The sequence below is a fragment of the Micromonospora sp. NPDC051196 genome (assembly GCF_040682415.1).
Classification (GTDB): domain Bacteria; phylum Actinomycetota; class Actinomycetes; order Mycobacteriales; family Micromonosporaceae; genus Micromonospora.
On sequence record NZ_JBFBAY010000001.1, the window covers coordinates 420,072 to 432,512 of the forward strand.

Sequence of the window (12,441 nt, forward strand, 5' to 3'; positions counted from 1 at the left end):
TGGGGTGTCTAGCACGAGGGTGGGGGTGGGTGGGGGTTATCCACAGGGTGGGTGGTTGTCCACAGGGGGCGGGTGTGGGGTGGAGGGGTGGGTGGTGTGCGGGGCAGGGTGCCGGGATGACTGCTCAACTGTGGCGGGTGGAAACCCTGATGCGCACACTGACCGCCCGTCGGCTTCGTACCCGGCTGAGCCGGGAGGAGTTGCGCCGGGTGCGGCGGGGTGTCTACGCCGATCAGCCCGTCGACGACGAGGACGAATTACGGGCGCTCCTGCTGTGTCTGCCGGCGGGGACCATGCTGGCCCGGCAGACGGCGGCCCGGCGACACGGATTCGGCGTACTGCGCGACGATCTCGTGCACGTCCAGGTGCCGCCCAGCGTGCCGAAGCCCCGGCTGCCTGGGCTGGTGGTGCATCACTGCGTGCTGCCGGTGCAGCCGGTGCTCGTGCAGGGGCTGCCGTGCGTACCGGCGGCGCGCTGTGCGGTCGACCTGGCGCGTACCGTGTCGCGGTTCGATGCCCTTCCCGTGCTGGATTCCGCGCTGCGCGCCGAGGCGGTAACCCCGGACGATCTGCTCGCCGAGGTGTGCGCACATCGCGGGCTACGCGGCGTGCGGCAGGCGCGCGAGTTGGTGCCGCTGGCGGACGGCCGGGCGGAATGCCGTCAGGAGAGCCAACTGCGGTTGGTGCTGCTGGACGGCCGGCTGCCTCCGCCCGAGCCGCAGCTGTGGGTCCCGGACCGCTACGGCGCGTTGCGTTACCGCCTGGACCTGGGCTACCGGGAGCGCAGGGTTGGCATCGAGTACGACGGCCTCACCCATCTGGATCGCGATGTCCTGCGGCACGACCGGGAGCGCGTCAACTGGCTCGACGCGCAGGGCTGGCGGATGCGCTACTTCACGGACCGCGACCTCTACCGCCGCCCCGCCCACATCGTCGCCACCATCAAAGCCGCCCTCTCCTAACCAACCCCGCCCCGCCCCGCCCCGGCCCGGCCCGGCCCCCGCGATCTTGCACTTTCTGTCGGTGCAAGAGGGGCATTACCAGCCAAATGGGCGACCCAAAGTGCAAGATCGCGGGCAGCAGGGCTGGGCCGAGTTCGGCTGGCGAGTGTGAGGTGGGTCACTTTGAGGGGGTGGGGGTTGGGGGGGCTGGAGGGGGGTTGGGTGGCCGGACTTGTTGTCGGGGCGGTGGGGTGGAGTATTGCGGCGGCAGACGCTTACAGAACCCTTAACTCCGGCCTGCGAACGTGTGCCGGACGGTTACGGATCACGGGGAGTGGAACGTGCGGGTGTTGGTGGCGGACGACGAGCGTTTGCTGGCGGACACGGTCGCCGAGGGGTTGCGCCGATTCTCGATGGCGGTCGACGTCTGCTACGACGGTGGCGGCGCCCTGGAGCGGATCGGGGTGAACCGCTACGACGTCGCGGTGCTGGACCGGGACATGCCGGGGCATACCGGCGACGAGGTGTGCCGCAGCCTGGCCGAATCCGGCGCCACCACCCGGGTGCTGCTGCTCACCGCCGCCGCAGGCATCCGGGACCGGGTGGAGGGCCTTGGCCTCGGTGCGGACGATTACCTGACCAAGCCGTTCGCCTTCGCCGAGTTGGTCGCCCGGGTACAGGCGCTCGGGCGGCGCTCAGCACCGGCGGTGCCGCCGGTGCTGCGCCAGCACGGCGTGGCGCTGGACGTGGCCCGGCACGTGGTCACCCGGGACGACCGCGAGGTCAGCCTGAGTCCGAAGGAGTTCGCCGTGCTGCACGTGCTGATGCGTGCCGAGGGGCGGGTGGTCAGCGCGGAGGAACTGCTGGAACAGGCCTGGGACGAGTTCGCCGACCCGTTCACCAACGCCGTCCGGGTCACCGTGATGACGTTGCGCAAGAAGCTCGGTACGCCGCAGATCATCCACACTGTGCCGCGGGCCGGATACCGGATCGGCGGTGCGCAAGCATGACACCGCGTTGGCGGATCGTGCTGGTCGGCGCGGGCGCCCTGGTCGTCGGGATCGCCATGCCCCTCGTGGTGAAGAGGGTGCTGAACCTGGTGTGGATCTTCGGCCAGCGGCTCTGCGACGCCGGGGTGCCCGGGGTCAGCACGGCGTGCGGAGCGGCCGGGAGCGTCGTCGGCCAGCTCAGCCTGTTGACTGGCCTCGTGGTCCTGGTGATCGTGTTGATCGGGATCTGGGCCGTCGGGGCGTGGTGCCTGCGTCCGGTGGGCGACCTCGCCGAGCCGATCGGGCACGTCGGGCCGCAGAATCTCGGCCATCGGATCCGGCCGCGTGGCAACGACGAACTGGCGAAACTGGCCCGTGCGATCGACGAGATGATGGAACGCATCGCCGCCGGCTACGAGGGCCAGCGCAGGTTCGCCGCGAACGCCTCACACGAACTGCGTACGCCGTTGGCGGTGCAGCGGACGCTGATCGAGGTCGGGATGGCCCGTTCGCTCACCGGCGAGCAACTCGAACTGTTGACCAGCCAACTGTTGGAGACCAACGAGCGCAACGAGCGGCTGATCGAGGGTCTGCTGGCGCTCAGCGAGAGTGACCAGGGCCTGCGGGCGCGGCTCCCGCAGCGGCTGGACGAGATCGCCGGTACGGTCCTCGCCAGCTACCGGGAACGTGCCGAGGAGGCCGGGGTGACCGTGCAGAGTCACCTCACGCCTCGGGTGGTCATGGGTGAGCGGGTGCTGCTGGAACGCCTGGTCAGCAACCTGGTGGAGAACGCGATCAAGTACAACCGGCCGGGCGGGACGCTGACCGTCACCGTCGGCCGGGAAACGGCACTGACCGTGGTCAACAGCGGTCAGGTGGTGCCGGCCGAGGCGGTGGCCGGGCTCTTCGAGCCGTTCCGCCGACTCGCCCGGGACCGTACGAACCACAGCGGTGGGGCGGGACTCGGCCTGGCCATCGCCCGCTCGATCACCCAGGCGCATGACGGCCTGATCGCCGCCCGACCGGCTGAGAACGGCGGGCTACGGGTCGACGTCCAGCTACCCAAGGCGCCCTGACCCGGGCAGCTCACCCACAGCGACCGCACCTCACCCCACACCGACCGCCGACCGCGGCAACTCGGCCTTCGGCGTGCCCGGATTCGGGCACCGCCCGGCAGAGAGGAGCAAACATCGTGACCACCCGAGAGCACGCAGCACCGCTCACCGGCGCTGCCCCGGCTCCGACCGGGCCGGCCCACGACGGGCAGTTCGGGCCGGTGCCGGTGGGGGATTCCGGGCCGGCGTACGACCGGCACGACGGGTCGGCCGGCGGGCGGCTGGCCTGGGCGGACGTCGCCAAGGGTGGCTGCATCCTCCTGGTCCTGCTCTGGCACGTGATCATGAAGGATTACCTCCAGATCGACTGGCGGCTCGCGGTGCCGGTGCCCGGGGCCTGGGGCACCTTCGGCGAGCTGCTGCTGCCGATGCGGATGCCCCTGTTCTTCACCATCTCCGGCATGTTCGCGGCCGCCGCCGTGCACCGGCCGTGGCGGGCGGTCGCCCGCTCCCGGGTCGCGCGCTTTCTCTACCTGTACGCCCTCTGGCTGCTGATCCACACCGCCGTGCTGGCCCTCGCCCCGGACTTTCCCACCGATCGGGCGACCAGCCCGGGACAGCTGTTGGCCCAGCTCACCATCACCCCGTCCAACCTCTGGTACCTGTACGCGCTGGCGCTCTACTTCGTCCTGGCGAAGGCGTTGCGTCGGGTCCACCCGGCGGTGCTGCTGGGTGCGGCGGGCACGCTCGCCGCCGTCGCGGCGACCGGGCTGCTCGACACTCCCGGTAACCGGGGCGGGCTCTATCAGAATCTGGTGTTCTTCCTCGCCGGTCTGCACCTGCGGCCGTACCTGCTGCGGTGGGCGGAGACGGTGACCGGGCGGCGTCTGCTGCTCGCGGCGTCGGCGTACGGCGGCGCGTCGGCGGCCATGCTCGTGACCGGCGCCGCTCGCCTGCCCGGTGTGGCGGTGCTGGTGTCCGCCGTCGCGGTGCTGTTTGGCATCGCCGGGGCGGTACGGCTCGCCCGGTGGCCCGTCGTCGCCGAACCGTTGGCGGCCCTCGGGCGTCAGACCCTGCCGATCTACGTGATCCACATGCCGGTGCTCGCCCTGCTGCATCTGCTGGTCGCCGAACGGGTCGCCGCCCTGGACGAGACCGCCCGGCTGGCGCTGGCCTTCGGTTTCCCGTTCTCGTTCACCGTCGCCGTGCTGGCGCTGAGCCTGGCCCTGCACCGGGCCCTGCTCGCGGCTCGCACGTCGTGGCTCTTCGACCTGCCCACCCGACGGCGCGCCGACCTGCCCGCCCGGCGTTCCGCCGACCTGCCCACCCGGCCTTCCGCCGGCTGAACCAAGAAGGAGACGACATGTCCCGCTCAGCTTCCTTGGAGGTCGACCCAGCCCGGGTCGACGTGGCGGAGGCCGCCCGCTGGCTCGACGGCCGGGTGCTGCGTACCCCGCTGCTGCGGTCCCCGGCGATCGACCGGCTGGCCGGCGTGCGGGTGCTGATGAAGGCGGAGAACTTGCAGCGCGGTGGCTCGTACAAGATGCGGGGCGGGCTGTTCGCGGTCGGCCGGCTCGCGGCGGCCGGGCAGTCCGGGGTGGTCGCGCAGAGCACCGGCAACCACGCCGTCGCCGTGGCGTTGGCGGCTCGGCGGCACGGGCTGGCCGCGACCGTGGTGCTACCGGTCGACGCGGCCACGACGAAGGTCGACCGGGCCCGGGCGGCGGGCGCGCGAGTGGTGCTCGCCGGCACCGGCGTCGAGGAGCGGCTGGCCGTGGCCCGGCAGCTCAGCGACGAGACCGGTCACCCGATCGTCGACGCGTACGACCATCCGGACGTGGTCGCCGGGCAGGGCACCGCCAGCCTTGAACTGATCGAGGAGGCCGAACGGGCGGGCACCCCGCTGGACGCGCTGGTGCTGCCCGTCGGCGGTGGCGGTGGCGTGGCCGGCGCGTGCCTGGCCGCTACCGGACGGCCGATCGAGGTGTACGGCGTGGAGCCGTACGGCTGTGACTCGTTGGCCCGCAGCCTGGACGCCGGCCGACCGACGCCGGTCAGCCCCGCACCGACGATCGCCGACGGTCTTCGGCCGTCCTGCGTGGGTGAGCTGCCGTTCGCCATCGTCCGTGACCGCCTGCGTGGGGTGATCCGGGTGGACGACGAGGCGATCGCCGAGGCGTTCCGGCTGCTCCTGCTGGAGCTGAAGGTGCTGGCCGAGCCTTCCGGCGCGGCCGGCCTGGCCGGCGTGCTCCGGCTGACCGGTGGTGCCGCTGAGCAGTCCGGCGGCCACCGCGCGCTGACCGGTCGTGCCGCCGAGCAGTCCGGCAGCCACCAAGCGGAGCGTCAAGCCGGGGCTGATCGCACTGGCGTGCCGACCAGCGGTACCCGGCGGCTGCACACGGTCGGTGTGGTGCTGACCGGCGGAAATGTGGAAGCGGATCTGGTCGCCCGACTGGCGGCCCCGCGTCGGATCGAGGAAGGGGCGGCAGCATGAGTGAGCGTCAAGGCGGGGGACCGCGGCGGGACGGCGGCGGCAGGCCGCAGGTGATCGGGGTGCTGTTCGGCGGGCCGTCGGCGGAGCACGAGGTCTCCTGCGCCTCGGCGCTCGGGGTGGCTCGGGCGCTGGTCGGTGGCGGGTACCGCGTCGTGGCGCTCGGCGTCACCCGGGAAGGCCGGCTGCGGCTGGTTCCCGAGGCCACCTTGGTCGCCCACATCGACGGTACGGAGGCGCAACGGGCCATCGACGACCGGCTGTCGGTGACCGGGGCCGCCGTGGAGCTGCGGGCCGGCGAGCGGCCCGGCACCGCACTGGTCACCGGGGTGGACTCGCTCGGCGAGGTGCACGCCGAACTGGACGTGGTCTTCCCGGTGCTGCACGGCCCGTACGGCGAGGACGGTGTGGTGCAGGGACTGCTCGAATCGCTGGGCGTGCCGTACGTGGGGTGCGGGATCCTCGCCTCCGCCGTCGGGATGGACAAGGTGGCGATGAAGCGGGCGCTGCGGGCCGAGGGGGTGCCGATCACCCCGCACGTCTGGTTCGACGCACACACCTACCGCGCCACCGAGGACGTGGAGAAGCTGGTGGTGGGGCTGCGCCGACCGCTGTTCGTCAAACCGGCACGGATGGGCTCGTCGATCGGCATCTCCCGGGTGACCGAGGACGACGACCTGGCTGCGGCGGTCGAGGAGGCGCTGCGGCACGACAACCTCGTCGTGGTGGAGCAGGGCGTCACCGGCCGGGAGTTGGAGTGCGGGGTGCTCGGCGGCACCCGCCCCGAGGCGTCCACTGTGGGCGAGGTGCGGGTCACCGGGGGCTGGTTCGACTACCAGCAGAAGTACTTCGGCGACGCCGATCCGATGGTGGTGCCGGCGGTGCTGCCCGACGAGGTGACCGAGCGGATCCGGGACCTGTCGCTGCGGGCGTTCGCCGCGATCGGCGGCTGGGGGCTGGCCCGGGTCGACTTCCTCTACGACGAGAGCGCCGGCGAGTTGTACGTCAACGAGTTGAACACGATGCCCGGCTTCACCGCGCACTCGATGTATCCGAAGGTGTGGGCGGTGGCCGGTGTCGGCTACCAGGAGATCGTCGACCGGCTGGTCGCGCTGGCCGTCGAGCGGCACGCGAGTCGTCCCACGGGTGGGGAGGGGCGCGCGTGATCCTGCTCTGCGATCCCCGGGTGGCGGCGGTGCCCGGCGTCGACGACGGTGACCCTCTGGTCGACCTGCGGGACGTACCCGAACTGCGGCTCGACGGCCGGGCGGCCGATCCGGCCGGAGCGTACGCCCGGTTGCGTCATCAGGTGGTGGACCGCTTGCTGGCCGCGCAGCGCACCCTGCCCGACGGCCTGCGCCTGCTGGTCATCGAGGGGTACCGGCCCTACGAGGCACAGTTGAACATCTTCACCGCCTACCGGGACGAGTTGCGTCGCAACCACCCGGACTGGTCGCCGCAGCGGGTGTACGAGGAGACCACCAAGTTCGTCTCCCCGGTGGAAGTGGCGCCGCACAGCACCGGCGGGGCGGTGGACCTGACGCTGTGCACCGCCGACGGGATCGAAGTGGACATGGGCACTGCGGTGGACGCCACACCCGAGGCGAGCGGGAACGCCTGCTTCACGGCCGCCACGTCGATCGGCGCGCCGGCCCGCCGGTACCGGCGGATCATGGGTGCGGCGCTGGCCTGCGCTGGACTGGTCAACTACCCCACCGAGTGGTGGCACTGGTCCTACGGCGACCGCTACTGGGCGCTGATGACCGGGGCGCCGCACACCCGCTACGGCCCGCTGTAAGGGCGCGGCGGCGTCCTGTGAGGGCGCGAGGTCGGCGAGCCGATTCGAAACTTTGTTTCCGATCCACCTGAACCCGATAGCGCTCCCACGCCGTACCAGCATCCGAACGCAGATGCCGAGGACGGGAGGCGACAGGTGAGGGTGCAGCGCAAGCACATGCTGGCGGCGGGGGTGGCGGTGGTCGCCGCCGGGGCCATGGCGCTGGGGACCGGGCTCGGGTTCGCCGACAGCGCGCCGACCGCCCAGAGTGTCTGCCCCGGCTCGATCACCTTCTCCGCCGAAGGGGGAGCCCCGGCTGCCACCAGCAATCAGTTCCCGGTCGGGACCAGGCTGCGGGTGACCAACCTGGACAACAGCAAGGTGGCGGAGGTGACAGTGGTCGGGCCGTCGGGCAGTTGCGTACTGCTCAACGCCGCCGCGATGGAACTGGTCCGCGAACCGGGGAAGAACGTCATCCGGCGCAACGTGGTCGAGCGACTGGGCGGTGCCGGGGCGCAGCCCGGCGTCGGCCAGCCGGCCGACCGGCCCGGGGTGGCGTCGCCGCCGGCCACCCGCCCGGCCACCGGGTCGGCCTGCCAGGGCGCGATCACGTTCTTCGAGGAAGCCGCCGCTGCGGCCGCCACCAGCGACCGGTTCCCGGTCGGCACCCGGCTGCGGGTGACCAACCTGGACAACAACCGGTCGACCACGGTGACGGTGACCGGCCCGTCGGGCAGCTGCGTGCTGCTCAACTCCGCCGCGATGGAACAGATCCGGGAGCCGGGCAAGAACCTGGTCCGCAACAACACCGTCGAGCTGTTGCGCTGAGATCAGGGCCGGGTGGCTGCCACGCGGTGCGGACGCGGCAGCCACCCGGCCGTCTCGGGTCAGCCGAAGGCGGCGTCGAGGATGTCCATCCCACGGGACAGCTCGTCGTCGGCGATGACCAACGGGGGCAGGAAACGCAGCACGTTGCCGTAGGTGCCGCAGGTGAGGGTGAGCAGGCCGGCGGCGTGGCAGACCGCCGAGGTCGCCGCCGTGGCGACCGGGTCGGGGATGAGCGTGCCCGGTTGCACGATCTCCACGGCGAGCATCGCGCCGCGCCCGCGTACCTCGGCGATGCGCGGGTCGCGTGCGGCGATGGCGTGCAGCCGGGCACCCAGCACCGCCTCGATCCGCCGGGCGGCGGCGACCAGGTCCAGCTCGTGCATCGTCTCGATCGAGGCCAGCGCGGCGGCGCAGGCGATCGGGTTGCCGCCGTACGTGCCGCCGAGCCCGCCGACGTGCACTGCGTCCATCAGCTCCGCCCGGCCGGTCACCGCGGCCAGCGGCAGCCCACCGGCGATGCCCTTGGCCAGGGTGATCAGATCCGGCTCGACGCCCTCGTGCTGGCAGGCGAACCAGTCGCCGGTACGGCAGAAACCGGTCTGGATCTCGTCGGCGATGAAGACCACCCCGGCCGCCGTCGCCCACTCGCGCAGCGCCGGCAGAAAACCCGCCGCCGGTACGACGAAGCCGCCCTCGCCCTGGATCGGTTCGATCAGCAACGCCGCCACGTTCTCCGCGCCGACCTGCTTCTCCACCAGTTCGATGGCTCGGGCCGCGGCGGTGGCGCCGTCCAGGCCACCGTCGCGCAGCGGGTACGACATCGGCACCCGGTAGACCTCACCGGCGAACGGCCCGAAGCGGTGCTTGTACGGCATGTTCTTCGCCGTCAACGCCATGGTCAGGTTGGTCCGGCCGTGGTACGCGTGGTCGAAGACCACCACCGCAGGCCGCCCGGTGGCGTGGCGGGCGATCTTGACGGCGTTCTCCACCGCCTCGGCACCGGAGTTGAACAACGCCGAGCGCTTCTCGAAGCCGCCCGGAGTCAGCTCGTTGAGCTGCTCGCAGACCGCCACGTACGACTCGTACGGCGCGACCATGAAGCAGGTGTGGGTGAAGCGTTCGACCTGGGCGCGTACCGCCTCGACCACCTTCGGCGCGGAGTTGCCCACGTTGGTGACCGCGATGCCGGCGGCGAAGTCGATCCACTGCCGGCCCTCGACATCGGTGATGGTGCCGCCGGACGCGGTGGCCACGTAGGCGGGAATGACGCTGCCGACGCCCCGGGCGACGGCTGAGCCCCGCCGCTTGTGCAGCTCCTCTGAGGATGTCATCGGGTGGTCAGCCCTCGATGTTGTGCATGACGTGCTTGATCCGGGTGTAGTCCTCCAGGCTGTAGACGGAGAGGTCCTTGCCGTGCCCGGAGTGCTTGAACCCGCCGTGCGGCATCTCGGAGATGAACGGGATGTGGGTGTTCACCCAGACGCAGCCGAAGTCGAGCCGGCGGGTCATCCGCATCGCCCGGCCGTGGTCGCGCGTCCAGACCGAGGCGGACAGGCCGTAGTCGACACCGTTGGCCCAACGCACCGCCTCGTCCTCGTCGGAGAAGCGCTGCACGGTGATGACCGGGCCGAAGACCTCCTGCTGGATGATCTCGTCGGCCTGCCGCAGGCCCGAGACGACGGTGGGGGCGTAGAAGTAGCCGCGCTCGCCCACCTGCGCACCGCCGGTCTGCAGGTTCGCGTGGTCGGGCAGCCGGTCCACGAAGCCGCGTACCCGGGCCAGTTGGTTGGCGTTGTTCAGCGGGCCGTAGAGCACGTCGGCGTCATCCGGCGCGCCGGTCCTGGTGTTGCGGGCCTGCTCGGTGAGGGCGGCGACGAAATCCTCGTGTACGCCGGGCGCGGTCAGCACCCGGGTGGCGGCGGTGCAGTCCTGGCCGGCGTTGAAGTAGCCGCCCATCGCGATGGCCTCGGCCGCCGCCGCGATGTCCGCGTCGTCGAAGATCACCACCGGTGCCTTGCCGCCCAGTTCCAGGTGCGTGCGCTTGAGGTCGGGCGCGGCGGCGGCGGCGACCTCCATGCCCGCCCGGGTGGAACCGGTGATCGACACCAGTTGCGGGGTGGGGTGCGCGACCAGGGCCCGGCCGGTGTCCCGGTCGCCGCAGACCACGTTGAACACGCCCGGCGGCAGGACCTCGGCGGCGATCTCGGCCAGCAGCAGCGTCGACACCGGCGTGGTGTCCGACGGCTTGAGCACCACCGTGTTACCGGCCGCCAGGGCGGGCGCGATCTTCCAGACCGCCATCATCAGCGGGTAGTTCCACGGGGTCACCTGGGCGCAGACGCCGATCGGCTCGCGCCGCACGTACGAGGTGTGCCCGGCCATGTACTCACCCGCCGAGCGGCCCTCCAGCAGTCGGGCGGCACCGGCGAAGAAACGGAACTCGTCCACCGCGGGCGGCAGTTCCTCGTCGGCGGTGAGCTGCCGGGGCTTGCCGGTGTTGCGTACCTCGGCGTCGACCAGGTCGGCGGCCCGCGCCTCCACCGCGTCGGCGAGCTTGAGCAGGGCCCTCTGCCGCTCCGCCGGAGTGCTGTCCCGCCAACTCTCGAAGGCGCTGGCGGCGGCCCGCATCGCCGCGTCGACGTCGCCGGTGCCGGAGACCGGAGCCTGGGCGAAGACCTCCCCGGTGCAGGGGTCGATCAGGTCGGCGTAGCCACCGTCGACCGGCTCGACGTACTCGCCGTTGACGAAGTTGCGCAGCTTCTGCTGGTCACTCATGACAGGATCACTCCGAAGGGTTCGGGGGCGCGCTGCGGCGGTTATCGCAACCTTCGTGCCATCTTCGCTACTGAATTCGCGGCAGACAAGGGTCTACGCGACCGTTTCCGTCGGCCCATCTCTGGATTAGGCTGCGGAACGTGGAGCTCACACCGTTCTTCGTCGCCGGTCGTCCCACCCACGGTACCGGCGAGGTGACCGTCCACCACCCGTACGACGGCCGCCCGGTGGGGCGTACCACCCACGCCACCGCCGACCAGGTCGAGGCCGCCGTGACGGCGGCGGCCGAGGTGGCGGCGACGGCCGCCGCGCTGCCCGCGCACGCCCGCGCGGCGGCGCTGGACCACGTCTCACACCGGCTCGCCGAGCGGGCCGAGGAGATCGCCGCCCTGATCACCGCCGAGAACGGCAAGCCGGTCAAGTGGTCCCGGGCCGAGGTGGGCCGGGCGGTGTCCACCTTCCGGTGGGCGGCCGAGGAAGCGCGGCGCTTCTCCGGCGAACTGCAACGCCTCGACACCGACCCGGCCGCCACCGGTCGCATCGCCCTGGTCCGGCGGGTGCCCAAGGGGCCGGTGCTCGGCATCACCCCGTTCAACTTCCCGCTCAACCTGGTGGCGCACAAGGTCGCCCCGGCCCTGGCGGTCGGCGCACCGATCGTCGTGAAGCCGGCACCGGCCACTCCGCTCTCGGCGCTGCTGCTCGGCGAGATCCTGGCCGAGACCGACCTGCCCGCAGGAATGTTCTCGGTGCTGCCGCTGCCCAACGAACGCGCCGCCGAACTCGTCGCCGACCCCCGCCTGCCGGTGGTCTCGTTCACCGGTTCCGGGCCGGTCGGCACGACCATCCGCCAGGCGGCCCCCGACAAGCATGTGACGTTGGAACTGGGCGGCAACGCGGCGGCTCTGATCTGCGAAGACTGGTCCGACGACAAGGACCTCACCTTCGCCGCGCACCGGATCGCCACCTTCTCCAACTACCAGGCCGGTCAGTCCTGCATCGCCGTGCAACGGGTCTACGTGCACGAGTGGCTCTACGACGGATTCCTCCCTCGGCTGGTCGCGGCCGTGCGGGAGTTGCGCACCGGCGACCCGACCGACCCGCTGACCGATGTCGGCCCGCTGGTCTCCGTCGACGCCGCCCGCCGGGTGGAGGCGTGGGTGGACGAGGCCGTGGCGGCCGGCGCCACCATCGAGGCCGGCGGCCGGCGCGACGGGGCGACCTATCCGCCCACCGTCCTCAGTGGAGTACCGATTGACGCGAAGGTGTGCACCGAGGAGGTGTTCGGCCCGGTGCTCGTCGTGGCGCCGGTCGAGAACGACGCCGCCGGGTTCGCCGCCGTCAACGACTCGGCGTACGGCCTCCAGGCCGGCGTCTTCACCCACCGTCTCGACGTCGCCTTCGCTGCGGCCCGCACCCTTGAGGTCGGCGGAGTGATCGTCGGCGACGTGCCGTCGTACCGCGCCGACCAGATGCCGTACGGCGGGATGAAGGGCAGCGGCGTGGGCCGGGAGGGCCTGCGCAGCGCCATGGACGACTACACCGACCCCCGGGTCACCGTCCTCACCGGCATCCAGCTGTAAGGAAA

11 protein-coding genes are annotated in these 12,441 nt (G+C 71.8%); 9 read left to right on the top strand and 2 right to left on the bottom strand.

The genetic code is table 11. The features are described from left to right. Positions 1-116 precede the first annotated feature (116 nt). The 8 genes from AB0M35_RS01940 to AB0M35_RS01975 all read left to right on the top strand — a co-directional run bounded on the left by AB0M35_RS01940 (position 117) and on the right by AB0M35_RS01975 (position 8,081). Positions 117-962, top strand: coding sequence for a DUF559 domain-containing protein (locus AB0M35_RS01940; RefSeq protein ID WP_363740395.1), 846 nt, complete (start codon positions 117-119; stop codon positions 960-962). A gap of 320 nt (positions 963-1,282) precedes the next feature. After that, positions 1,283-1,951, top strand: coding sequence for a response regulator transcription factor (locus tag AB0M35_RS01945; protein ID WP_363740396.1), 669 nt, complete (start codon positions 1,283-1,285; stop codon positions 1,949-1,951). After that, positions 1,948-3,006, top strand: coding sequence for a HAMP domain-containing sensor histidine kinase (locus AB0M35_RS01950; protein WP_363740397.1), 1,059 nt, complete (start codon positions 1,948-1,950; stop codon positions 3,004-3,006). Before AB0M35_RS01945 ends, AB0M35_RS01950 begins: the two co-directional genes overlap by 4 nt. Positions 3,007-3,122: 116 nt before the next feature. After that, entirely contained in the window at positions 3,123-4,331 is a 1,209-nt protein-coding gene (locus AB0M35_RS01955) for an acyltransferase (RefSeq protein ID WP_363740398.1), read from the top strand. Positions 4,332-4,348: 17 nt separating this feature from the next. Continuing rightward, a complete protein-coding gene (locus AB0M35_RS01960) occupies positions 4,349-5,479 on the top strand; it encodes a pyridoxal-phosphate dependent enzyme (protein ID WP_363740399.1) in 1,131 nt (376 codons plus the stop codon). Next, a complete protein-coding gene (locus tag AB0M35_RS01965; protein WP_363740400.1) occupies positions 5,476-6,642 on the top strand; it encodes a D-alanine--D-alanine ligase family protein in 1,167 nt (388 codons plus the stop codon). Before AB0M35_RS01960 ends, AB0M35_RS01965 begins: the two co-directional genes overlap by 4 nt. Beyond that, positions 6,639-7,274 carry a M15 family metallopeptidase gene (locus AB0M35_RS01970; protein WP_363740401.1) on the top strand — a complete coding sequence of 212 codons (636 nt, stop codon included), beginning with the start codon at positions 6,639-6,641 and terminating at the stop codon, positions 7,272-7,274. The genes AB0M35_RS01965 and AB0M35_RS01970 overlap by 4 nt, the downstream gene beginning before the upstream one ends. 135 nt (positions 7,275-7,409) lie before the next feature. Continuing rightward, positions 7,410-8,081, top strand: a complete 672-nt coding sequence (locus AB0M35_RS01975; RefSeq protein ID WP_363740402.1) for a hypothetical protein — start codon at positions 7,410-7,412, stop codon at positions 8,079-8,081. A gap of 59 nt (positions 8,082-8,140) precedes the next feature. Here AB0M35_RS01975 and gabT read toward each other — a convergent pair whose 3' ends face one another. Both gabT and AB0M35_RS01985 read right to left on the bottom strand, forming a co-directional pair. After that, on the bottom strand, positions 8,141-9,412 hold the full coding sequence (gene gabT / locus AB0M35_RS01980; RefSeq protein WP_363740403.1) for a 4-aminobutyrate--2-oxoglutarate transaminase: 1,272 nt from the start codon (positions 9,410-9,412) through the stop codon (positions 8,141-8,143). Between the two features lie 7 nt (positions 9,413-9,419). Continuing rightward, complete coding sequence (locus AB0M35_RS01985) at positions 9,420-10,856, bottom strand: gamma-aminobutyraldehyde dehydrogenase (protein ID WP_363740404.1); 1,437 nt, start codon at positions 10,854-10,856, stop codon at positions 9,420-9,422. Between the two features lie 140 nt (positions 10,857-10,996). Between AB0M35_RS01985 and AB0M35_RS01990 the strand changes: the two genes are divergently transcribed. After that, the gene (locus AB0M35_RS01990; protein ID WP_363740405.1) at positions 10,997-12,436 is read left to right on the top strand and encodes an aldehyde dehydrogenase family protein; all 1,440 of its coding nucleotides are present in this window, start codon (positions 10,997-10,999) and stop codon (positions 12,434-12,436) included. The last annotated feature ends 5 nt before the right edge of the window (positions 12,437-12,441 follow it).